A 23,176-nucleotide genomic window follows, 5' to 3' on the forward strand; every position below is an offset into this window, starting at 1 on the left:
TCGGCAGGTGCAGGGCGCAGCCCTGCCGAACACCCGCCAACCCTCACGTCACTGAACCGATCATCGATTTCGGCACGGCACTTGCACTAGCTCCAGCAGACACCCCCATCCCTGTTTCTGGAACCGTTGCAGATGTCCCACTCCGTCACTTCGATCCTTTCCCAGATCCGCTCCTACCAGACCCAGGTGGGACAGCCGGCGCTCAACCCGCTGGCCGAAGCGCCGCGTAGCAATGCCCTGCCGGGCACGGTGCTGGATGCGCCGCAGGTCCAGCCTGCCAGCTTCACCGAAACCCTGCGCGGCGCCATCGCCGGCGTCAACGACGCGCAACAGAAATCCGGCGCCCTCGCCAAGGCCTTCGAACTGGGTGAACCCGGCGCCGACCTCGCCAAGGTGATGGTCGCCTCGCAGCAGTCCCAGATCGCCTTCCGCGCCACCGTGGAAGTCCGTAACCGTCTCGTCCAGGCTTACCAGGACGTGATGAACATGCCGCTGTAAGGATAGAACCGCATGGCCCTGTCGCTCTCCAAGGAATCCCTGAACGCCGAAAAGGCGGGCCAGTGGTTCGACCGGCTGCAAAGCCTGCAGATCACCCGTCGGCTCGGACTGATGGCGATGATCGCCGTGGCCGTGGCGGCAGGCCTGTTCGTGTTCTTCTGGTCGCAGAAGCCGGGCATGGTGCCGCTGTACACCGGCCTGGACCAGAAGGCCACCGCTGAAGCGACCGACCTGCTGCGTGCCGCACAGATTCCGTTCCAGCTGGACCCGGCCACCGGTGGCATCACCGTGCCGGAAAAGAATCTGCACGATGCCCGCCTGAAACTGGCGGGCTCGGGCCTGACCGACAGCGGCAAGCTCGGCTTCGAGCTGATGGAGCGCGATCCGGGTTTCGGTGTCAGCCAGTTCGTGGAAAGCGCGCGCTACCAGCACGCGCTGGAAACCGAGCTGTCGCGCACCATCAACACGCTGCGCCCGGTGCGCGATTCTCGCGTGCACCTGGCCATTCCCAAGCCCAGCGCGTTCACCCGCCAGCGTGACGTGGCCAGTGCCTCGGTCACCCTGGAACTGCGCGGCGGCCAGCAGCTGGAACGCAGCCAGGTCGATGCGATCGTGCACATGGTCGCTGCCGCCATTCCCGATCTGGCGCCGGAACGCGTCACCGTGGTCGACCAGAGCGGGCGCATGCTCAGCGTCAGTGACCCGAACAGCGAAGCGGCGGTCAACGCGGCTCAGTTCGAACAGGTGCGCCGCCAGGAAACCTCCTTCAACCAGCGCATCCGCGAACTGCTGGAACCGATGACCGGTCCCGGCCGGGTCAATCCGGAAGTCAGCGTCGACATGGACTTCTCGGTGACCGAAGAAGCGCGCGAGCTCTACAACGGCGAGCCGCAGAAACTGCGCAGCGAGCAGATGAGCGAGAACACCAGCAACACGCCGGGCCCGCAGGGCGTACCGGGTGCGACCAGCAACAGCCCGCCGGGCCAGGCCGCCGCACCAGCCACCGCGCAGGCGCCAACCGAAAGCAGCAAGAACGCGACCCGCAACTACGAGCTGGACCGTACCCTGCAGCACACCCGCCAGCCAGCGGGCCGCATCAAGCGCGTGTCGGTAGCGGTGCTGGTGGACAACGTGCCGCGCGCCGGCGCCAACGGCAAGGTTGCACCGCAGCCGCTGTCGGCGGCAGAACTGACCCGGGTCGAGGCACTGGTCAAGCAGGCCGTCGGCTTCAGTGCCGAGCGCGGCGACACCGTGTCGGTGATGAATGCCCCGTTCGTGCGTGATACCACGCCGGTGGAAGGCCCAGCCTGGTGGGAACTGCCGTGGGTGCACGATGCCGGCCGCATGCTGCTGGGTGCGCTGGTGGTGATGGCGCTGCTGTTCGGCGTACTGCGCCCGGCACTGCGCGGCATCACCGGGCAGAACCGCAAGAACGAAGAACTGGCGCTGGAACCGCATACCGCGGACGTGCAGCTGGTCGATGACGATGGCACCCCGCTGCCGGCGCTGGGCGCCGATCGGGCAAGCCTGGGCGGGCCGGAAGCATTGGCCCTGCCGGTGGATTCTTATGAGGAACGACTGCGGATGGCCCGTGAAGCCGTGAAGACCGACTCCAAGCGCGTGGCCCAGGTGGTCAAGGGCTGGGTGGCCAATGACTGAGGTCGCTCCCCTGACCGGCGTGCAGCGCGCCGCCGTCCTGCTGCTGTCGCTCGGTGAACTGGACGCGGCCGAAGTGCTGCGCCACATGGAGCCGAAGGAGGTGCAGAAGATCGGCATCGCCATGGCCACCATGTCCGACATCACCCGCGAACAGGTGGAACGGGTGATGGACCAGTTCAGCCAGGAACTGGGCTCGAAGACCTCGCTGGGCGTGGGCTCGGACGACTACATCCGCAACATGCTGGTGCAGGCGCTGGGCAGCGAGAAGGCCGGCAACCTGATCGACCGCATCCTGCTGGGCCGCAATACCACCGGCCTGGATGCACTGAAGTGGATGGACCCGCGCGCGGTGGCCGATCTGGTGCGCAACGAGCACCCGCAGATCATCGCCATCGTGATGGCGCACCTGGAAACCGACCAGGCCGCCGACGCGTTGAAGCTGCTGCCCGACCGCACCCGTGTGGATGTGCTGCTGCGCATCGCCACCCTCGACGGTATTCCGCCGAATGCGCTGAACGAACTCAACGAGATCATGGAACGCCAGTTCGCCGGCAACCAGAACCTGAAGTCGTCCAACATCGGCGGCGTGCAGTGCGCGGCCAACATCCTCAACTTCATGGACAGCGGCCAGGACCAGGCGATCCTGGGCGAAATCGCACGCATCGACGCACCGCTGAGTGGCCGCATCCAGGACCTGATGTTCGTGTTCGACGACCTGGTGGACCTGGACGACCGCGAGATGCAGCTGGTGCTGCGCGAAGTCAGCGGCGAACGACTGGGCCTGGCCCTGCGCGGCGCCGACATCAAGGTGCGCGACAAGATCACCCGCAACATGTCCCAGCGCGCGGCCGAGATCCTGCTGGAAGACATGGAAGCACGCGGCCCGGTGCGCCTGTCCGACGTGGAAGTGGCGCAGCGCGAGATCCTGGCCATCGTCAAGCGCATGGCCGATGAGGGCACCGTCACCATCGGTGGCAGCGCGGAGGCGATGTTGTGAGCAACGTCGTGCGCTGGCTTGCCCCGGATCTGCTGGCCCAGCCCGAACCGGTGCTGGACCACGAGGATGCCTTCGAACTCACCGAGCCGGACCCGGAGCATGAGCCGGAGCCGCCGCTGCAGCTGCCTACCCTGGAAGAAATCCAGGCGATCCAGGACAGCGCCGAGAAGGAAGGTTTCGACCACGGCCATGCCGATGGTTTCAGCCAGGGCCAGGCCGAGGTGCGCCGGCTGGTCGCGCAGATCGAGGGCATCCTCGATAACTTCGGGCGGCCGCTGGCGCGCCTGGAAAATGAAGTGGTCGGCGCCCTCGGCGAACTGGCGGTACGCATCGCCGGTGCGCTGGTAGGCCGTGCCTACGAGGCCGACCCGGCGCTGCTGGGGCAACTGGTCGGCGAGGCGATTGACGCCGTTGGCGGCAGCAACCGTGAGGTGGAAGTGCGCCTGCATCCGGATGACATCACCGCCCTCGCCCCGTTGTTGACCCTGTCGCCGCAGCAGCGGCTGGTGCCTGACACCAGCCTGAGCCGTGGTGATCTGCGCGTGCATGCCGAAGCGGTGCGCATCGACGGCACGCTGGAAGCCCGCCTGCGCGGCGCGTTGGACGCCGTGATCCGCCAGACCGGAGCCATCGCATGAACACCGACACCGCATCGCCGTCGTCTCCGCCGGCCGACTGGACCATTCCCCGCAACCTGCGCCTGGCCAACCGCCTGGACAGCCTGAAGGTCGACACCGCGCACGGCCGCGGGTTGATCCGCGAGGGCGTGTTGCGCCGGGCGGTCGGCCTGACCCTGGAAGCGGTCGGCTGCGAAGCACCGCTCGGCGCCAGCTGCAAGGTGGAAGTGGTCGATGGCGGCTGGGTCGATGCCGAAGTGGTTGGCTTCGCCGGCGAACGCACCTACTTGATGCCCAGCGCCGAACTGCACGGCCTGCTGCCGAATGCGCGGGTGGTGCCATCGGCCCGCCGTGGTGGCGTGGAAGTGGGCGAAGGCCTGCTCGGTCGTGTCATCGACAGCGATGGCGTGCCGTTGGACGGCAAGGGCCCGATCCGTGCGGAAGGCCACGTCGGCATGGCCGGCGTCTCGATCAATCCGCTGGCACGCGAACCGATCACCCAGCCGCTGGACGTGGGCGTGCGCGCGATCAATGCACTGCTGCCGATCGGCCGTGGCCAGCGTGTCGGCCTGTTCGCCGGTTCCGGCGTCGGCAAGTCGACGCTGCTGGGCATGATGACCCGCTACACCGCCGCCGACGTGATCGTGGTCGGCCTGATCGGTGAGCGTGGCCGCGAAGTGCGCGATTTCGTTGAAAGCACTCTCGGCGAGGAAGGCCTGCGCCGCGCCGTGGTGGTGGCCAGCCCGGCCGACCGTCCGCCGCTGGCCCGCCTGCATGGCGCCTACCGCGCCACCGCCATCGCCGAGTGGTTCCGCGACCAGGGCCTGAACGTCCTGCTGCTGATGGATTCGCTGACCCGCTTCGCCCAGGCGCAGCGCGAGATCGGCCTGTCGGTGGGCGAGCCGCCGACCACCCGCGGCTATCCGCCCTCGGTGTTCGCCAAGCTGCCGGCACTGGTCGAACGCGCAGGCAATGGCGCCAAGGGCCGCGGTTCGATCACCGCCTTCTACACCGTGCTGACCGAGGGCGACGATCCGCAGGATCCGATCGCCGATGCTGCGCGCGCGATTCTCGACGGCCACATCCTGCTCTCGCGCCGCGTGGCCGACAGCGGCCTGTACCCGGCCATCGACGTGGAATCGTCGGTCAGCCGTGTAGTCACGGAAATCGCCGATGAACCGTGGCGCCTGCGCATCCGCAAGCTGAAGCGGCTGGTCTCGGCCTATTCGGCCAACCGCGACCTGATCGCCATCGGCGCCTATCAGCGCGGCAACGACGCCGCGACCGATGAAGCCCTTGAGCGCTGGCCGGAAATCATGGAATTCCTCGGCCAGGATGTTGCCAAGGCCGCAGATCTACCGCACAGCCAGGCGGCGTTGCAGCGCCTGGTGGAACAAGAGAATGAGAGGCTGACATGATCCAGTCCAAGCGCATCGATCCGCTGCTGAAGCGGGCCCAGGAACACGAGGATGCGGTCGCCCGCGACCTGGCCGAGCGCCAGACCGTGCTCGACACCCATCTGTCGCGCCTGGACGAACTGCGTCGCTACGCCGAGGAATATGCCTCGCAACAGATGGCCGACGCGCAGATGGCCGCGACCAGCCCGGCGCAGCTGTTGAACCGGCGCGCCTTCCTGGACCGGCTGGACAGTGCGGTGGAACAGCAGCAGCAGACCGTCAACGGCAACCGCGAGAAGGTGGAAGCCGAGCGTGCGCGGCTGATCCTGGCCAGCCGTGACAAGGCGGTGCTGGAGCAGCTGGCCGCCAGCTATCGCGCGCAGGAAAAGGTGGTGACCGACCGCCGCGACCAGCGCGAGATGGATGACATCGGCGCACGCCGCGCGCGCCTGGCGCAGACCGAAGACCAGGATGATGGCGAGCAGGGAGGCCGGTCGTGATGCCCTCGCCCCTGAGCAGCAACGCCAGCGCACCGACGCCCGGCGGCAGCGGTAATGCCAGCACTGCGCGCACCTCGAGCAGTGATTCGCGCAAGGATTTCGGCCAGATGCTGCAGGGCGGCAGCGCGTCGACCGGCGCTACCGGTGCCGCGGCCACCGCCAGCAGTCCCGCGAAGCAGGCCACTACCCCGTCAACCTCCGATGGCAATCCGGACAAGACGACGCCGCGACCGTCCGACGGCGAAGCCGCCGCCACGGACGCCACGACATCGACACCCGCTGTACCGGCAACATCGGCAGCGGCCGATGACAAGGACGCGCCGGCCAGCGCGGACGACGCACCCTGGCCACCACTGGGGTTGGCGGGCCTGATGCTGGCCGTGCCCACCGGCGTCGATCCGACACCGGCGCTGCCGCCACCAACCGCCAGCGATGCCGAAGCCGGCGCGCTGCCCTCAGCTGCACCGGCACTGCCGGCCGCCGCCGTGGCCGCCAACGCGGCACAGGGCGCAGCAGCGCCAGCCACCAGCGCATCGGCCTCCGCTGCCGGCGACACTGAGGCCAGCGGCCTGCCCCTGCCCGAACTGGTGCTGGGTGGCAAGGCGTTGGATCGCGCCGACGATGGCGACAGCCTGCAGATCGGCGACCGCGCGCCGCCGGCGCCGCTGCAGCCCCCGCTGCCCGCCGCCCTGCAGGATCTGAAGGCCGCACTAGCCAGCAATGCCGTCTTCAATGGCGAACCCACACCGAAGCCGGTGCTGGGCGACGATGGTTTCGACCAGGCCATCGGCGCGCGCATCGGCTGGCTGGCCGACCAGAAGATCGGCCATGCCCACATCCGCCTCAATCCGGAAGACCTCGGGCCGGTGGACGTGCGCCTGCAGATGAACGGCGACAAGGTGCATGCCAGCTTCAGCAGCCCGCACGTCGATGTCCGCCAGGCACTGGAAAGCAGCCTGCCGCGCCTGCGTGAACTGCTCGGTGAGCAGGGCTTCCAGCTGGCCCATGCCGATGTCGGCCAGCAGCACAGTGGCGACGGCAATCCGGGCAGCCAGACAGCCGGCGGCGGTCGCGGTGGTGACGGAGAACCGTCACTGGGCGAAACCACGATGTCGGCGTCGCAGCTGATCCGTCAACGCGGGTTGCTGGACGCATACGCCTGACGGGCGTGCCAACCAAGGTTGGCACCCACCAGAACACGGGTAGCGCCGGGCCATGCCCGGCGGATTACCGACATTCCGCCGGGCATGGCCCGGCGCTACCGATCTGAACACCCGACGGAATTCCGTCGCCCCCCTCGCCGAGCACTCCGGCACACCCCTTGCATATCCCGGTGAAGCAACCCTCAGGAGCTTCACCCCGTGGCCGCAGCCGCTGACAAAACCAAGAAGACCGCCGACAAGGACAAGACCGCCAAGCCGCGCAGTCCGATCCTGATCACCGCCCTGGTCGCCGTACTGGCCGCCGGCGCCGCCGGTGGCGGGGTGTGGTTCTTCACCCAGTCCAAGCACGAAGACAAGACCGCGCAGGCGCCGAAGAAGACTGCCACCCCGGCCCCGGCGCAGTACTTCGCACTGGAACCGGCGTTCGTGGTCAACCTCAACGGTTCGATCGACGGCCCGCGCTACCTGCAGGTGGAAGTGCAGCTGATGACCCGCGATCCGGCCGCGCTGGAAGCGATCAAGACCCATGCCCCGGCCATCCGCGCACGCCTGCTGATGCTGTTCTCGCAGGTCAGCCCGCAGCAGATCGCCGACATCGCCGGCAAGCAGAAACTGCAGGCCGATTCGCTGGCCGAAGTGCAGAAGGTGCTGAAGGCCGAGACCGGCAGCAACGGTGCTGACGACCTGCTGTTCACCAGCTTCGTGACCCAGTAAGGGCTCCCCGATGAATGACCTGCTGTCCCAGGATGAGATCGATGCCCTGTTGCATGGCGTGGACAGTGGCGCGGTCGAAACCGAGCCGGACGCCCCCAGTGGCGAAGCACGCTCCTACGATTTCGCCAGCCAGGACCGCATCATCCGCGGTCGCATGCCGACCCTGGAAATGGTCCACGAGCGCTTCGCGCGCCTTTGGCGGATCGGCCTGTTCAACCTGATCCGGCGTTCGGCCGAACTGTCCGTGCGCGGCATCGAGCTGATCAAGTTCAACGATTACATGCACTCGCTGTATGTACCGACCAACCTGAACCTGATCCGCTTCAAGCCACTGCGCGGCACCGGCCTGATCGTGTTCGAACCGACCCTGGTGTTCGCCATCGTCGACAACTTCTTCGGTGGCGACGGGCGCTACCCCACACGCATCGAAGGTCGCGAGTTCACCGCTACCGAAATGCGGGTGATCCACCTGCTGCTGAAGCAGACCTTCGCCGACCTGCGTGAAGCGTGGGCCCCGGTGATGGACGTGGAATTCGAGTACATCAACTCGGAGATCAACCCGCACTTCGCCAACATCGTGACGCCGCGCGAATACGTGGTGGTGTGCCGCCTGCATGTCGAACTCGACGGCGGTGGCGGTGACATCCACGTGACCCTGCCGTACTCGATGCTGGAGCCGATCCGCGAACTGCTCGACGCCGGCATCCAGAGCGACCGCAACGACCGCGACGAGAGCTGGGGCCGCACGCTGCGCGAGCAGCTCAACGTGGCCGAAGTCACCCTGTCCAGCGTGCTGGCCAGCAAGCGCATGACGCTGCGCGACCTGACCCGGCTGAAGGTCGGCGACATCCTGCCGATCGACCTCAGCCCGCAGGTGCCGCTGTGCGTGGAGAACATCCCGGTGTTCACCGGTGAGTTCGGCGTCGCCAACGGCATGAACGCCGTAAAGATCACCGCTACCCATCCGCCGGGCACCCGTCCGCGCGTACCCGTCATCCAGGAAGACCCGCAATGAACGATATCGACGCCCTCGAACCGACCCCGGCCCAGTTCACCAGCCTGCAGGCCGATGAGGCGACCGGCCCGGATTTGAACCTGGACGTGATCCTCGACGTGCCGGTGACGCTGTCGCTGGAAGTCGGTCGCGCCCGCCTGCCGATCCGCAACCTGCTGCAGCTCAACCAGGGTTCGGTGGTGGAGCTGGAGCGTGGTGCCGGCGAATCGCTGGACGTGTTCGTCAACGGCACGCTGATCGCCCATGGCGAAGTGGTGGTGATCAACGACCGCTTCGGCGTGCGCCTGACCGATGTGGTCAGCCCCAGCGAGCGGATCCGGAGACTGCGTTGAGCCTGCTCGCCGCCACCGCGCTGGCCGTCTCCAAGACGGCCCCGCAGATCGGCCAGCATGCGCCGGCCGCACCGAGCCTGTTCGGTGCGGTGCTGGCCCTGCTGGCGGTGCTGGCCCTGGTCATCGGCCTGGGCTGGCTGCTCAAGCGCCTGCCCGGCAGCGGCTTCCGCCCGGCCGAAGGCATGAAGCTGGTGGCGAGCCTGAACGTTGGCGCCAAGGAACGCGTAGTGGTGGTCGAGGTCAATGGCCAGCAGCTGCTGCTGGGCGTGACCGCAGGCGGCATCAACGCCCTGCACACACTGCCCGAACCGCTGCCGCCACCCGCGCCGGTACGCGTCCCCGATCTGAAGAACCTGCCGAATTTCGCCCAGCTGCTGCAACAGCGGCTGCGCAAGGACCCCTGACATGCGTGTGACCCGTTCCCGACTTGCCGCCCTGCTGCCGTGGCTGAGCCTGATCGCCCTGTGCCTGCTGCCTGCGTTGGCGTTCGCCGCCCCGGGCGCACCGACCACTCCGCTGCCGGACATCAACGTCGGCAAGATCGGCGGTGCGCCGGTCAGCCTGCCGCTGCAGACGCTGCTGCTGATGACGGCGATCACCCTGATCCCGTCGATGCTGCTGGTGCTGACCTCCTTCACCCGCATCATCATCGTGCTGGGCCTGCTGCGGCAGGCGCTGGGCACCGGCCAGACGCCGTCCAACCAGGTACTGCTGGGGCTGGCCCTGTTCCTCACTGCGATGATCATGCTGCCGACCTGGGACAAGGCCTGGAGCACCGGCATGGCGCCCTACCTCAATGGCGAGATCGACTTCCAGACCGCCTGGACGCTGACCACCACGCCGCTGCGCGCCTTCATGCTGGCGCAGATCCGCGAGACCGACCTGATGACCTTCGCCGGCATCGCCGGCCACGGCACCTACGCCAACCCCGATGCGATTCCGTTCCCGGTGCTGGTCGCTTCGTTCGTCACCAGTGAGCTGAAGACCGCCTTCGAAATCGGCTTCCTGATCTTCATCCCGTTCGTGATCATCGACCTGGTGGTGGCCAGCGTGCTGATGTCGATGGGCATGATGATGCTGTCGCCGATGCTTGTGTCTGCACCGTTCAAGATCCTGCTGTTCGTGCTGGTCGATGGTTGGGTACTGACCGTCGGCACGCTGGCGGCAAGCTTCAATCCGGCCTGACAGACGCGACGCCGGGCAGTGCCGGCCGCCGCATTGACCACCGCCGGGCATGGCCCGGCGCTACCGATGGAACCCTGATGTCTCCCGAACTTGCCTTGACCGAACTGCGTGGCGGCCTGATCACCGTGCTGTGGGTTGCCGGCCCGCTGCTGCTGACCGTCCTGGTGGTCGGCGTTGTGGTGGGCGTTGTGCAGGCCGCGACCCAGCTCAACGAGCCCACCATCGCCTTCGTTGCCAAGGCCGCAGCGCTCACTGCGGTGTTGTTCGCACTGGGCAGCCTGTTGATCGGCCATCTGGTCGAATTCACTACGCTGCTGTTCCAGCGCATTCCGCACCTGATCGGCTAGACGGACGCGCACGCAGATGGACGCCGCCACCCAGATGGCTGCCGACGGCCTGAATGCCTTCGGCATGATCGGCACCGTGCTGTGGACCCTGCTGCGCATCGGCGCGGTGGCCATGGCGATGCCGATGATCGGTACCCGCGCCGTGCCCGGCCGGGTGCGGGTGATGCTGGCCGGTACCCTGGCCATTGCGTTGGCGCCCTTGCTGCCGCCGGTACCGGACTGGACCGGCTTCGACGCCGCCACAGTGCTGACCATCGCCCGCGAGCTGGCGATCGGCGTGGCCATCGGTTTCATGCTGCGGCTGGTGTTCGAGGCCGGCGCGATGGCCGGCGAGCTGGTCGCGCAGGGCACCGGCCTGGCGTTTGCGCAGATGAGCGACCCGCTGCGCGGCGGCACCTCCGGTGTCATCGGCCAGTGGTTCTACCTGCTGTTCGGCCTGCTGTTCTTCACCGCCAACGGCCATCTGGCGCTGATCTCGCTGGTGGTGGACAGCTACCGCGCCCTGCCGATCGGCGCGCCCTTGCCCGACCCGCATGCCTTCTTCAGCATCGCCCCGACCTTCCTGCTGACCGTGCTGCGCGGGGCGCTGACCCTGGCCATCCCGCTGACCGTGGCGATGCTGGCGGTGAACCTGGCCTTTGGCGTACTGGCCCGCGCGGCGCCGGCGCTGAATCCGATCCAGCTGGGCCTGCCGGTCTCGCTGCTGCTGGGCCTGTTCCTGCTGACCCTGCTGGTCGGTGAAATGGGTCCACCGGTGCAGCGCCTGTTCGATGCCGCTTTCGAAGCAGCGGGTGCAGTGACCCGCTGACGCGGTCGTCACGTCCTGCTGCTTGCCGTCCCCCCCGGTGCCCGCGTTAGAGTGAATGGGCAGCGACCGGGGGGACGCTGCAACCGGCGGTCTCTGGTCGCCCGCCTTACGCATGCCCCACCGTAGTTTTTCCGTTGACAGGCAGGTCCGGGAGACTGACGAATGCTGGTAGGCACGTACAACCCGTGGCTGGTGGCGACCTCATTGCTGGTTGCAGTGATGGCGTCCTACACCGCGCTGGCGATGGCCGGGCGCACCGTCACCGCGCCTGGCAAGGGCGCGACCTGGTGGTGGCGCCTCGGCGGCGGCTTTGCGATGGGGTTGGGCATCTGGTCGATGCACTTCATCGGCATGCTCGCCTTCGACCTGCCCATCCCGCTGGGCTACAACCTTCCCATCACCCTGCTGTCGCTGGCACTGGCGATCGGCTCGTCGGTGTTCGCGCTCTGGCTGGTATCGCTGCGCACCCTGCCCCATCCGCGCCTGGCCGGTGGTGCAGTGCTGATGGGCAGCGGCATCGCCAGCATGCATTACGTGGGCATGGCCGCGATGCGCATGCAACCGGGCATCGACTACCAGCCGGTGTGGCTGCTGCTGTCGCTGCTGGTTGCGGTGGCCGCGTCGTGGACCGCGCTGTACGTGGCCTTCCGCCTGCGCGCGCAGCACACCCGCATCGGCGACCGCCTGGCCGCTGCCGGACTGCTCGGCCTGGCCATCGTCGGCATGCATTACACCGGCATGGCCGCCGCCCGTTTCCCCGAAGGCAGCGTCTGCGGCGCAGCGGTGGGCGATGGCCTGCAGAACAACTGGCTGGCAATGCTGGTGGTGGTGCTGACCGTGGCGATCCTGGCGGTGGTGCTGGTGGTGTCCTGGCTGGACCAGCGGGTGGAGGCACAGCTGTTGCGCCTGCGCAATTCGCTGCTCAGCACCTCGTTGACCGACGCCCAGCAGGAACTGACCCAGGCTGCGCTGCACGACCCGCTCACCCGCCTGCCGAACCGGTTGCTGCTGCAACGGCGCATCGTTCAGGCCCTGGCCGAGGCCGAACAGGGCGGCAGCCGCTTCGCGGTGATGTTCATGGACCTGGACGGCTTCAAGCAGGTCAATGATGCCTATGGCCACCAGGCCGGCGATGCGCTGCTGGTGGCCGTGGCCGAACGCACCCGCCAGCTGCTGCGGCCGCACGACATGCTGGCACGGCTGGGCGGCGACGAATTCGTGCTGGTGGTGCGCATCGAGCACGACGAGGACCTGCCGACCCTGGCCCGGCGCATCCTGCAGGCGGTGGGCAGCGGCCCGCTGCTGCCGGACAACGAGCTGCAGGTGACCGCCAGCATCGGCATCGCGATCTGCCCCGACCACGCCGCCAGCGAACGCCAGCTGATGGCCTTCGCCGATGCAGCGATGTACCAGGCCAAGGAGTCGGGCCGCAACGCGTTCGTGCTGTTTGCCGACTGGATGAACGACAGCGCCGAGCAGCAGTTCCGCCTGCTGGCCGACCTGCGTCGGGCGATCGGCAGCGAGCAGCTGTTCCTGCATTACCAGCCGAAGATCCGCGTGGCCAGCCAGAAGGTGGCCGGCGCCGAAGCGCTGATCCGCTGGCGCCACCCGGAACAGGGCCTGATTCCGCCGGACCGCTTCATCCGCCTGGCCGAGCGCAGCGGTGCGATCAACGAGATCGGCCGCTGGGCGCTGGACCAGGCCTGCCAGCAGCTGCGGCACTGGCATGATGCCGGCCACGACAGCTGGACGATGTCGGTGAACCTGTCACCGGTGCAGTTCAGTTCCCCGCACCTGCTGCAGGACGTACGCGAGGTGATCGAGCGCTACGCGATCGCCCCGCGCAACCTGGTGCTGGAGATCACCGAAAGCACGGTGATGCGCGATACCGATACCAGCCTGCGCCTGCTGCAGAGCTTCTCCGCACTGGGCGTGGGCATCTCCATCGATGATTTCGGCACCGGTTACTCCAGCCTGCTGTACCTGAAGCGCCTGCCGGCCACCGAGATCAAGATCGACCATGCATTCGTGCGCGACCTGGAACACAGCGCCGAAGACGTGGTGATCGTGTCGGCCATTGTGGCGCTGGGCCATGCGCTCGACATGGACATCGTGGCCGAGGGTGTGGAGACCGCCGCGCAGCGTGCCTATCTGGAGCGGCTGGGCTGCGACTACCTGCAGGGCTTCCTGCTGGGCCGGCCGGTGGACGCAGCCCGCTTCATGCAGCTGCACGACCTGCCGCGGCCACGGGTGGAGCTGGCCAGCGGGCCACCCCGCAACCCCCAGTAGATCCACGCCATGCGTGGATGGCCCTTCCCGCGGAGCCAAACCCGGTAGATCCACGCCATGCGTGGATGCCCCGCGCCGCCGTCACGGAACGATTCTTGCACGCACCCCGGCATCCCCTGCTGCAGTGCCTGTGATGTCCGAGAACGAATCCGCCGGCGAAAAAACCGAACAACCGACAGAAAAGCGCCTGCGCGACGCCCGCGAGCAGGGCAACCTGCCGCGCTCGCGTGAACTGGGCACGGCCGCCGTATTCGGCGCCGGGGTGATCGCGGTGATGGCCATGAGTGGCTCGATGGCCAGCGGCGCCAGCGCCTGGATGCGCCATGCGCTCAGCCCCGAACAGGGCCTGCGCCAGCACCCCAAGGCCCTGTTCGGCCACTTCGGCGACCTGCTGCTGCAGCTGATGTGGGTGATCGCGCCGCTGGTGCTGGTCTGCCTGCTGGCCAGTTTCCTGGCGCCGGTGGTGATGGGCGGCCTGCGCTGGTCGGCCAAGGCGATGATGCCCGACATCAACCGCATGAACCCGATGAGCGGGCTGAAGCGCCTGTACGGCCCCGAAGCCGTGGCCGAGTTCATCAAGTCGCTGCTGCGTGTAGCCTTCGTCGGCGTCGCCGCCGGCATGGTCGTCTGGACCAGCTTCAACACCCTGCGCGGGCTGATCCACCAGCCGCTGGAAACCGCCATCGGTGATGGCCTGGGCTTCACCCTGAGGCTGCTGCTGGCCACCGCAGGCGCAATGCTGGTACTCGCCGCCATCGACGCGCCGTACCAGCGCTGGAACTGGATGCGCAAGCTGAAGATGACCCGCGAAGAGCTGCGTCGGGAAATGAAGGAAAGCGAAGGCAGCCCGGAAGTGAAGGGCCGCATCCGCCAGCTGCAGCAGCAGATGGCCAACCGCCGGATGATGGAGGCGGTCCCCACTGCCGACGTGGTGGTGGTCAACCCCACCCACTACGCGGTGGCCCTGAAATACGAAGGCGGGGCCATGAACGCCCCCACCGTGGTCGCCCTGGGCGTGGATGAAACCGCCCTGCGCATCCGTGAAGTGGCCGACGGCAACAAGGTAGCCATCGTCTCTGCCCCGCCTTTGGCACGCGCCTTGTATCGGGAAGGCCAACTCGGCAAGGAAATCCCCGTGAGACTGTATTCAGCCGTCGCCCAGGTCCTCTCTTACGTCTACCAGCTTCGCAGCTGGCGGACCGGCCCGATGCCGTCCACGCCACACATCCAGGTTGATGAGTTCGGCAACGGGGGCCGTCCATGAGCGCCCAGGCATCCAGCTTCAATACCCGCCGCGCGCTTGAAATGATCCGCCAGGGCCTTGGCGCGCCGCTGATCGTGCTCGCCCTGCTGGCCATGGTCGTGGTGCCGCTGGCCGCGCCGGTGCTCGATGCACTGTTCACCTTCAACATCGCCATCTCGCTGATGGTGCTGCTGGCGGTGGTCTACGTGAAGCGCCCGCTGGACTTCACCATCTTCCCGATCGTGCTGCTGATCACCACCATGCTGCGGCTGGCGCTGAACGTGGCCTCCACCCGCGTGATCCTGCTCAATGGCCAGAACGGCCACGAAGCGGCCGGCAAGGTGATCGCCGCGTTCGGCGAATTCGTGATCGGCGGCAACTACGCGGTCGGCATCGTGGTGTTCGCGATCCTGACCATCATCAACTTCGTGGTCATCACCAAGGGCGCCGGCCGCGTCTCGGAAGTGACCGCGCGCTTCATCCTCGACGCCATGCCCGGCAAGCAGATGGCGATCGACGCCGATCTCAACGCCGGTTTGCTGACGCGCGAGGAAGCCAAGCTGCGCCGTGAAGAGGTCCGTGAGGAAGCCGATTTCTACGGCGCGATGGACGGCGCCAGCAAATTCATCCGCGGCGATGCGATCGCCGGCATCCTGATCCTGTTCATCAACATGCTGGGTGGCCTGGCCGTGGGCGTGCTGCAGCATGGCATGCCGTTCGGCGATGCCGCTGCCACCTACACCCTGCTGTCGATCGGTGACGGCCTGGTGGCGCAGCTGCCGGCGCTGCTGGTCTCCAGTGCGGTGGCGATGCTGGTTACCCGTGCCTCGCGCTCGCAGGACATGGCGCAGGCGATGACCGGCCAGGTGTTCGGCCAGTACCGTGCGCTGGCCATTACCGCTGGCATCCTCGGCGTGGTCGGCCTGGTGCCGGGCATGCCCAACGTCGCTTTCCTGACGCTGGCCGCCATCCTCGGCTTCATCGCCTGGAAGGTGTACCGCAAGGGCCTGGCGCCGGCCCAGGCCGACACCGCGGCAGGCGAAACCAACGCGCTGAACGCGCTGGGCCGCCCCGCTGCCCCCGCACCCACGGCGGAACTCAGCTGGGACGAACTGCGTCCGGTCGATCCGCTGGGCCTGGAAGTCGGCTATCGATTGATTTCGCTGGTGGACAGCAACCAGGGGGGCGAGCTGATGCCCCGCATCAAGGGCGTACGCCGCAAACTGACCCAGGACGTCGGCTTCCTGATTCCGTCGGTACACATCCGCGACAACCTGGAACTGCCGGCGAACGGGTACCGGGTATTGGTGCATGGCGTGCCGGTGGCTACCGCCGAGATCCATCCCGACCGCGAGCTGGCGCTGGACCCCGGCAGTGCGCTTGGTCCGCTGGAGGGCATCGCCGGCAAGGACCCCGCCTTCGGCCTGGATGCGACCTGGATCCAGCCGCACCAGCGCGCCCAGGCCGAAACCCTGGGTTACACCGTGGTCGACCCGGCCACGGTGGTCGCCACCCACCTTTCGCACCTGATCCGCGAACACGCACCGGAACTGCTTGGCCACGAAGAAGTGCAGCATCTGCTGGCCAACCTGGCCAAGAGCGCGCCGAAGCTCGTCGAAGATCTGACGCCGAAGGCGCTGCCGCTGTCGGCGGTGGTGCGCGTGCTGCAGAACCTGCTGGTCGAGCGCATTCCGATCCGCCAGCTGCGCAAGATCGCCGAGGCACTGGTCGAACATGCGCCGCACAGCCAGGACCCGGCCACGCTGACCGCCGCCGTGCGCACCGCGCTGGGCCGCTTCATCGTGCAGGAGATCGCCGGAATGTCGGCGGAGCTGCCGGTGTTCACCCTCAACCCGCAATTGGAACGTGTCTTGCAGGAGTCCACGCAGGGCAACGGCGCCGCGCTGGAACCCGGACTCGCTGAGCGACTGCACCAGAGCCTGGCCGAATGTGTCAGCAAGCAGGAAGCCCGCAACGAGCCCGCGGTGGTGCTGGTACCTGGCCCGGTGCGCGCCGCGCTGGCCCGCCTGGTCCGCCACAGCGTTCCGTCGCTGTCGGTCCTGGCGTACAGCGAGGTGCCGGAGGACAAGCGCCTGAAGCTGGTCGGAACGATCAGCTGACGCCGCCCTGCAACGCGCCAGAAAACAGACACCACTTTCAAACACCCGCAACAGACAGATTCCAAGGGGAACCCGAACCGTGCAGACCACCGACCACCCGCGTTCTCCGACCGCCACTCCGCCGACTTCGTCCCGTGACCACAGCATGAAAATCAAACGATTCGTCGCCGCCGACATGCGCTCGGCCATGAACCTGGTGCGCAAGGAACATGGTCCTGACGCCGTGATCCTGTCCAACCGCCGGATCGAGGAAGGCATCGAGATCGTGGCAGCCGCCAACTACGATGAGAGCGCCGTGCAGCGCGCCCTGGAAGCGTCGCGTCGCGACGTGGCACCGCCGCCCGCACCGAAACCGCGTACCGCCGCCGACGCGGTGATCGCTGCGGTCACCCGCCGTCGCAGCAGCACCCCGGCACCGGAGCCGGTGGCAGCCACCACCTCGGCCGTCGCCGCCCTCGCCCGCGCCGCCGTCGGCGCGACCGGCCGCACCCTGGACAGCGCCGACGAAATCGTGCCGACGCGCGGCAGCACCGGCTTCGCCGCTACCCTGGCGCGTGCCGCCGTCAATGAATCGACGCTGCCGGAACAGATCTTCGCCCCGTTCGCCGACGCCATCGTGGCGCCCTCGCCGGCCGCAGCCGCGCCGGTGAACCGCGCCCGCTTCCAGATCGATCCGCCGCTGGAAGACAGCACGCAGCTGCCGGCAGTCTCGCCGCCGCCGTTGCCGGTTGCCCTACAGGCCGCCGTCGCATCAGAAGACGAAGCACACCACGCGTCGGTTGCCATGCAGCCGACGGAGGCTGCACCGGCACCGCTGCCGGCGCTGGCACCGGCACCTGCCCTCACCCTGGTCGCCGACGACGCCGAAATCCGTCATCTGCGCCAGGAAGTGGCCGGCATGCGCCAGGTGATCGAGCGCGAAATGAACCGCTTCACCGACGAGCGCCTGCGCGGCTGCCCGGTGCGCGCCACCGCGCTGGATTTGATGGACGAGTACGGCTTCGACGCTGGCATCGCCCGCGACGTGGCCATGCAGATTCCGCTGGAAACCGAAGCGCATCGTGGCCGTGGCCTGATGCTGGGGCTGATCTCGCGCAAGCTGCCGATCGCTCCGGTCGATCCGATGGAGGAAGGCGGTGTGATCGCCCTGGTCGGCCCGACCGGCGCCGGCAAGACCACCACCATCGCCAAGCTGGCCTCGCGCTTCGCCGAAGCCCATGCGGCCCGCGATGTCGCCCTGGTCACCACCGATACGATGCGCATCGGCGCCCGTGAACAGCTGTACGGCTATGGCCGCCAGCTCGGCATCGCGGTGCACGAGGCCAACAGCGGCACCGACCTGGACCAGCTGCTGGAGCGGCTGAAGGACTACAAGCTGGTGCTGATCGACACCGCCGGCCTGGGCCCGCGCGACCGTGCGCTGGCCGCCCAGCTGCAATGGCTGCGCGCCGCCCGCCAGGTCCGCACCCTGCTGGTGCTGCCGGCCAACACCAGCTTCAGCGACATGGACGAGGTGGTCCGCCGCTTCGGCGCGGCCAACCTGCAGGGCCTGGTGCTGAGCAAGCTGGACGAGACCGGCCGCTTCGGCAACGCGCTGTCGGTGGCGGTGGACCACAAGCTGCCGATCACCTGGGTGACCGATGGCCAGGACGTCCCGGACGACCTGCACCGGGCCAGTGCAGCCAATCTTGTACTTCGCCTTGAAGATTTGCGCCGCGCGGCCGATATGCCCTGCAACCCGGAGTTGAACCATGCCGTCGCGTGAGTACGCCAAGCTGACCACCACCTTCCCGCTGACGGCGACCCGCAGCGAGCCGCTCGGCCCTGTGCGCACGATTGCCGTGACCGGCGGCAAGGGCGGCGTCGGCAAGACCAACGTGTCGGCCAACCTGGCCGTGGCACTTGCCGGCATGGGCAAACGCACCCTGCTGCTGGACGCCGACCTCGGTCTGGCCAACATCGACGTGATCCTGGGCCTGAACCCCACCAATACCCTGGCCGACCTGGTCGCTGGGCGTTGCAGCCTGGATGACGTGATCATCGAAGGCCCGAACGGGGTGCTGGTGGTACCGGCCGCGTCCGGCCGGCGACACATGGCCGAGCTGGCCCCGGCTGAGCATGTGGGCCTGGTCAACGTGTTCTCCGAACTGGAGCGCGAGCTGGACATCATGGTGGTGGACACCGCCGCCGGCATCACCGATGGCGTGCTGACCTTCTGCCAGGCCGCGCAGGACACCGTGGTGGTGGTCTGCGATGAACCAGCCTCGATCACCGACGCCTACGCCCTGATCAAGGTGCTGTCACGCGAACGTGGCGTGGACCGCATCCAGGTGGTGGCCAACATGGTGCGCGACCCCAACGAAGGCCGCGTGCTGTACGAGAAGCTGACCCGCGTCTGCGAGAAATTCCTCGCCGATGTCTCGCTGAACTACCTCGGCTGCGTGCCGCAGGACGACTGGCTGCGCCTGTCGGTGCAGCGCCAGCAGCCGGTGGTGAAGGCCTATCCATCCAGCCCGTCGGCACTGGCGATCACCGAGATCGCCCGCCGCACCGCCCGCTGGCAGGCCCCGACCGAGCCGCGCGGTGGCGTCGAGTTCTTCCTCGAACGCATCATCAAGCAGCGCGGGGTGGCCGCATGAAAGGCGCCGCCCAGTACAGAGAGGTCCAGCGCACGGCGGCCAACGAGGTCATCGCCCAGCACTCGGACCTGGTGCGGCGCATCGCCCACCACTTGGCCGCACGCCTACCGGCCAGCGTTGAAGTGGACGACCTGATCCAGGCCGGCATGATGGGCCTGATCGAAGCGTCGCGCAGCTACGACGCCGACCAGGGCGCCTCGTTCGAGACCTACGCCTCGATCCGCATCCGCGGTTCGATGATCGATGAGATCCGTCGTGGCGACTGGGTGCCGCGTTCGGTGCACCGCCGTGCCCGCGACGCCGCTGCCACCATCCGCCGCCTGGAGCAGAGCACCGGCCGCGCCGCCAGCGCCACCGAAGTGGCCGCTGCGATGGAGATGCCGCTGCCCGAGTACCTGCGACTGATGGAGGACGCCTCGCGCGGGCAGGTGTTGAGCCTGGAGTCGCGCATTGAAGACCAGGGCGAACTGGACACCGTCGCCCAGGGCGGCCCGACCCCGCAGCAGGTGCTGGAACGCGGCGAGTTCGGCCGCGAGCTGGGCAATGCCATCGGCCACCTGCCCGAGCGCGAACAGCTGGTGCTGTCGCTCTACTACGAGCAGGAGCTGAACCTGAAAGAGATCGGCGCAGTGCTCGGCGTGAGCGAGTCGCGGGTCTGCCAGATCCACGGCCAGGCGGTCCTGCGCCTGCGTGGCCGACTGAAGATTTTCGAGGCGGCCGACGCCGGCCTCGAGAGCTGATCAACAAAGGAACTCTGCTTTGAACAAGAACATGCGCATCCTGATCGTCGACGATTTCTCGACCATGCGTCGTATCGTCAAGAACCTGCTGGGCGATCTGGGCTTCACCAACACCGCCGAAGCCGAGGACGGGCATGCCGCGCTGTCGTTGCTGCAGAGCCAGCCGTTCGACTTCGTGGTCACCGACTGGAACATGCCGGTGATGACCGGCATCGAACTGCTGAAGGCGATCCGCGCCGATGCCAAGCTGAAGACCCTGCCGGTGCTGATGGTGACCGCCGAAGCCAAGCGCGAGCAGATCATCGAAGCGGCGCAGAACGGCGTGAACGGTTACATCATCAAGCCGTTCACCGCACAGACGCTTGAAGAGAAGCTCGGCAAGATCTTCGAACGCCTGGCGGCCAGCGCTTGATGGACACCACGGTCGACAAGAGCGCCCTCGCCCTGCGCCTGCAGGAAGCCCTGGATGCATTGGAATCCGGCGACGAGACGGCCTGGCGCCAGCGCATCGACGGCCTGGTGGCGCTGCGCACCCAGCCGATGATGAGCGGCCTTTCGCGGCTGGCCCGCGAACTGGGCCAGGCGCTGGGCGAACTGCCGACCGTGCCCGATGAAGCCGGCGAGCTGGACGACGCCTGCGCGCGCCTGGACCACGTGGTGGCGATGACCGAACAGGCCACCCACCGCACCCTGGACCTGGCCGAAGAGTGCCGCAGCCTGACCGAGCAGCTGCGCGCCGATGGCCTGCAGCCGGGCCAGGACGTGCAGCTGGACCGCATCCGCCACAACCTCACCGAGATCGCCCTGACCCAGAGCTACCAGGACCTGACCGGGCAGATCATCCGCCGCGTGGTCGGCATCGTCCGCCGCGTGCACGAAGGCTTCGGCGCGCTCGGCCTGCCGCCGGAACAGCATCGCACCGACCCGGAACTGGCCGGGCCGGCACTGAAGGGACTGGACCGCCATGCGGTCTCGCAGAACGACGCCGACGACCTGTTGTCGGATCTGGGGCTGTAACCATGAGCGCGGTAGCCGACGACATCACTGCCGATTTCATCATCGAGGCCCAGGAAATCCTGGATCGCCTCGGCGAACAGCTGGTGTCGCTGGAACAGGCACCGCAGGACAATGAACAGCTCAACGCGGTGTTCCGTGGCTACCACACGCTGAAAGGCGGCGCAGGTTTCCTCGGCATCACCGCGATGGTCGAACTGTGCCACGCCGCCGAAGAAGCGCTGGGCGCCGCGCGTGCCGGCCAGGCCGTACTGCAGGCACATCACTTCGATGCCGCCCAGCAATCACTGGACTACCTGCAGTCGATGCTTGACGCGGTGTCCTCGGGTACCGAGCCCGGCTTTGCCCCGCCCGAACTGGTCGCCCAGTTCGATGTGCATGGCGGTGGCGCGGCTGCGCCCTCGGCCGCGACGCCGGGCGCAGGTGATAGCGACCTGATCACCGACGACGAGTTCGAAGCCCTGCTCGACCAGCTGCATGGTGGCAAAGCACCGGCACCCGTGGCGGCGGCGAAGAAGGCCGACGACATGATCAGCGAAGACGAGTTCGAGGCGCTGCTCGACCAGCTGCATGGCGGCGCCGCACCGGGCAGCAACACCACCGCTGCGGTTGCTGCCACACCGGTACCGCGACCGGCACCCGCGCCGGCCCCGCCAGCGGCCAAGCCGGCGCCCAACAAGCCCGTCGCCGAAGCCGAGCACACCGTGCGCGTGGATACCAAGCGCCTGGATGCCATCGTCAACCTGATCGGCGAACTGGTGCTGTCACGAAACCGGTTGAAGACGCTGCGCACACGCCTGCGCGATGAAGAGCTGGACCGCGCGGTGTCGACCCTGGATATCGCCACCGCACGCCTGCAGTCGGCAGTGATGCGCACCCGCATGCAGCCGGTCGGCAAGGTGTTCTCGCGCTTCCCGAAGGTGGCGCGCGACGTTGCGCGTTCGCTGAAGAAGGAGGTGGATCTGGAACTGATCGGCGCCGAGACCGAGCTCGACCGCAACCTGGTCGAAGCGCTGGCCGACCCGCTGGTCCACCTGGTCCGCAACGCCATCGACCATGGCGTGGAAATGCCTGACCTGCGCGAAGCACAGGGCAAGCCGCGGATGGGCCACGTGCGCCTGTCGGCGCAGCAGGAAGGCGACTACGTCAGCATCGAAGTGCAGGACGACGGTGCCGGCATCGATCCGGAAAAGTTGCGCGCCAAGGCACGCGAGAAGGGCCTGATCGATCCGGAGGCCGCCGCCCGCCTGAGCAGCGAGGAATGCCTGCATCTGGTGTTCCTGCCGGGCTTCTCGACCAAGCAGCAGGTCACCGACATTTCCGGCCGCGGCGTCGGCATGGACGTGGTGCAGTCGCGCATCCGCGAACTGAGCGGGCAGATCCAGATCCAGTCGGAACTGGGCCGCGGCAGCCGCTTCATGATCCGTGTGCCGCTGACCCTGGCAATCCTGCCGACCCTGCTGGTGCAGGCCGGCGAAGACGTCTACGCACTGCCGCTGGCCCGTGTGATGGAAGTGCTGCACGCGCCGCGCACCTCGCTGGGCTGGTTCGATGGCCGCGCCGTGCTGGATCGTCGCTCGCACACGCTGGCGCTGGTCGACCTGCGGCAATGGCTGGATGTGACGCCGGCCGCCTCGCCGCTGCTGACCATCGTCGTGCTGCAGGCCGGTGAAGCGCGCTTCGGGCTGGTGGTGGACCAGGTGCGCGGGCGCGAGGAAGTGGTCATCAAGCCACTGCCCAAGGCCCTGCGCGGCCTGCGCGGTTACGCCGGTGCAACCTTGATCGGCGATGGTCGCATGGCCCTGATCCTGGACGTGGACGGACTGCGCAGCCCACACGACTGAGCCGATTCCTGAACCTGACACGCAGCAGCGCCAGGCCATGCCCGGCGACAGAAGA

23 protein-coding genes are annotated in these 23,176 nt (G+C 67.7%); all 23 read left to right on the forward strand.

All coding sequences use genetic code 11. The features are described 5' to 3' along the window. The first annotated feature begins 132 nt into the window (after nucleotides 1–132). The 23 genes from fliE (at nucleotide 133) to MRBLST15_RS03375 (ending at nucleotide 23,121) form a co-directional block, all read left to right on the forward strand. Nucleotides 133–498: a flagellar hook-basal body complex protein FliE gene (gene fliE / locus MRBLST15_RS03265; RefSeq protein WP_025878997.1), complete on the forward strand. Its 366-nt coding sequence runs from the start codon at nucleotides 133–135 to the stop codon at nucleotides 496–498. Nucleotides 499–510: 12 nt separating this feature from the next. Beyond that, nucleotides 511–2,157, forward strand: a complete 1,647-nt coding sequence (fliF, locus tag MRBLST15_RS03270; protein ID WP_265955950.1) for a flagellar basal-body MS-ring/collar protein FliF — start codon at nucleotides 511–513, stop codon at nucleotides 2,155–2,157. A 10-nt stretch (nucleotides 2,158–2,167) separates the two neighbouring features. After that, a complete protein-coding gene (gene fliG / locus MRBLST15_RS03275; RefSeq protein WP_099818764.1) occupies nucleotides 2,168–3,154 on the forward strand; it encodes a flagellar motor switch protein FliG in 987 nt (328 codons plus the stop codon). After that, nucleotides 3,151–3,792 (forward strand): FliH/SctL family protein, encoded by a 642-nt coding sequence (locus MRBLST15_RS03280; RefSeq protein ID WP_414716124.1) that lies wholly within the window; start codon nucleotides 3,151–3,153, stop codon nucleotides 3,790–3,792. Before fliG ends, MRBLST15_RS03280 begins: the two co-directional genes overlap by 4 nt. After that, entirely contained in the window at nucleotides 3,789–5,189 is a 1,401-nt protein-coding gene (locus tag MRBLST15_RS03285) for a FliI/YscN family ATPase (protein ID WP_367785222.1), read from the forward strand. Before MRBLST15_RS03280 ends, MRBLST15_RS03285 begins: the two co-directional genes overlap by 4 nt. Beyond that, nucleotides 5,186–5,668, forward strand: coding sequence for a flagellar export protein FliJ (fliJ, locus tag MRBLST15_RS03290; protein ID WP_089241011.1), 483 nt, complete (start codon nucleotides 5,186–5,188; stop codon nucleotides 5,666–5,668). The genes MRBLST15_RS03285 and fliJ overlap by 4 nt, the downstream gene beginning before the upstream one ends. Next, complete coding sequence (locus MRBLST15_RS03295; RefSeq protein WP_367785223.1) at nucleotides 5,668–6,831, forward strand: flagellar hook-length control protein FliK; 1,164 nt, start codon at nucleotides 5,668–5,670, stop codon at nucleotides 6,829–6,831. The genes fliJ and MRBLST15_RS03295 overlap by 1 nt, the downstream gene beginning before the upstream one ends. 198 nt (nucleotides 6,832–7,029) lie before the next feature. Beyond that, nucleotides 7,030–7,545 carry a flagellar basal body-associated FliL family protein gene (locus MRBLST15_RS03300; protein WP_099818393.1) on the forward strand — a complete coding sequence of 172 codons (516 nt, stop codon included), beginning with the start codon at nucleotides 7,030–7,032 and terminating at the stop codon, nucleotides 7,543–7,545. Between the two features lie 10 nt (nucleotides 7,546–7,555). After that, a complete protein-coding gene (gene fliM, locus MRBLST15_RS03305; protein WP_025878989.1) occupies nucleotides 7,556–8,560 on the forward strand; it encodes a flagellar motor switch protein FliM in 1,005 nt (334 codons plus the stop codon). Beyond that, entirely contained in the window at nucleotides 8,557–8,892 is a 336-nt protein-coding gene (gene fliN, locus MRBLST15_RS03310; protein ID WP_165377068.1) for a flagellar motor switch protein FliN, read from the forward strand. The genes fliM and fliN overlap by 4 nt, the downstream gene beginning before the upstream one ends. Then, nucleotides 8,889–9,296 (forward strand): flagellar biosynthetic protein FliO, encoded by a 408-nt coding sequence (gene fliO / locus MRBLST15_RS03315; protein ID WP_265952305.1) that lies wholly within the window; start codon nucleotides 8,889–8,891, stop codon nucleotides 9,294–9,296. The genes fliN and fliO overlap by 4 nt, the downstream gene beginning before the upstream one ends. Nucleotide 9,297: 1 nt before the next feature. Continuing rightward, nucleotides 9,298–10,077: a flagellar type III secretion system pore protein FliP gene (gene fliP, locus MRBLST15_RS03320; RefSeq protein WP_180166999.1), complete on the forward strand. Its 780-nt coding sequence runs from the start codon at nucleotides 9,298–9,300 to the stop codon at nucleotides 10,075–10,077. 77 nt (nucleotides 10,078–10,154) lie between these two features. After that, complete coding sequence (locus tag MRBLST15_RS03325) at nucleotides 10,155–10,424, forward strand: flagellar biosynthetic protein FliQ (RefSeq protein ID WP_005413254.1); 270 nt, start codon at nucleotides 10,155–10,157, stop codon at nucleotides 10,422–10,424. A gap of 16 nt (nucleotides 10,425–10,440) precedes the next feature. Beyond that, complete coding sequence (gene fliR, locus MRBLST15_RS03330; protein WP_099818389.1) at nucleotides 10,441–11,232, forward strand: flagellar biosynthetic protein FliR; 792 nt, start codon at nucleotides 10,441–10,443, stop codon at nucleotides 11,230–11,232. Between the two features lie 162 nt (nucleotides 11,233–11,394). Next, nucleotides 11,395–13,521 carry a putative bifunctional diguanylate cyclase/phosphodiesterase gene (locus MRBLST15_RS03335; RefSeq protein WP_367785224.1) on the forward strand — a complete coding sequence of 709 codons (2,127 nt, stop codon included), beginning with the start codon at nucleotides 11,395–11,397 and terminating at the stop codon, nucleotides 13,519–13,521. Between the two features lie 133 nt (nucleotides 13,522–13,654). After that, entirely contained in the window at nucleotides 13,655–14,785 is a 1,131-nt protein-coding gene (gene flhB, locus MRBLST15_RS03340; protein WP_251475208.1) for a flagellar biosynthesis protein FlhB, read from the forward strand. After that, on the forward strand, nucleotides 14,782–16,884 hold the full coding sequence (flhA, locus tag MRBLST15_RS03345; RefSeq protein WP_367785225.1) for a flagellar biosynthesis protein FlhA: 2,103 nt from the start codon (nucleotides 14,782–14,784) through the stop codon (nucleotides 16,882–16,884). The genes flhB and flhA overlap by 4 nt, the downstream gene beginning before the upstream one ends. Before the next feature lie 145 nt (nucleotides 16,885–17,029). Further along, the gene (flhF, locus tag MRBLST15_RS03350) at nucleotides 17,030–18,649 is read left to right on the forward strand and encodes a flagellar biosynthesis protein FlhF (protein WP_367785226.1); all 1,620 of its coding nucleotides are present in this window, start codon (nucleotides 17,030–17,032) and stop codon (nucleotides 18,647–18,649) included. Beyond that, on the forward strand, nucleotides 18,636–19,523 hold the full coding sequence (locus MRBLST15_RS03355; RefSeq protein WP_265952298.1) for a MinD/ParA family ATP-binding protein: 888 nt from the start codon (nucleotides 18,636–18,638) through the stop codon (nucleotides 19,521–19,523). Before flhF ends, MRBLST15_RS03355 begins: the two co-directional genes overlap by 14 nt. After that, the gene (locus MRBLST15_RS03360; RefSeq protein WP_025878979.1) at nucleotides 19,520–20,263 is read left to right on the forward strand and encodes an RNA polymerase sigma factor FliA; all 744 of its coding nucleotides are present in this window, start codon (nucleotides 19,520–19,522) and stop codon (nucleotides 20,261–20,263) included. Before MRBLST15_RS03355 ends, MRBLST15_RS03360 begins: the two co-directional genes overlap by 4 nt. Nucleotides 20,264–20,282: 19 nt before the next feature. After that, nucleotides 20,283–20,675, forward strand: a complete 393-nt coding sequence (gene cheY / locus MRBLST15_RS03365) for a chemotaxis response regulator CheY (RefSeq protein WP_005413247.1) — start codon at nucleotides 20,283–20,285, stop codon at nucleotides 20,673–20,675. Continuing rightward, complete coding sequence (locus MRBLST15_RS03370) at nucleotides 20,675–21,280, forward strand: protein phosphatase CheZ (RefSeq protein WP_265952294.1); 606 nt, start codon at nucleotides 20,675–20,677, stop codon at nucleotides 21,278–21,280. Before cheY ends, MRBLST15_RS03370 begins: the two co-directional genes overlap by 1 nt. A 2-nt stretch (nucleotides 21,281–21,282) precedes the next feature. Beyond that, on the forward strand, nucleotides 21,283–23,121 hold the full coding sequence (locus tag MRBLST15_RS03375; protein ID WP_265952293.1) for a chemotaxis protein CheA: 1,839 nt from the start codon (nucleotides 21,283–21,285) through the stop codon (nucleotides 23,119–23,121). Nucleotides 23,122–23,176: the final 55 nt, after the last annotated feature.

It is taken from the genome of Stenotrophomonas sp. LST15-1-1.1 (assembly GCF_040815575.1).
In the GTDB taxonomy this organism is placed as follows: domain Bacteria; phylum Pseudomonadota; class Gammaproteobacteria; order Xanthomonadales; family Xanthomonadaceae; genus Stenotrophomonas; species Stenotrophomonas lactitubi_B.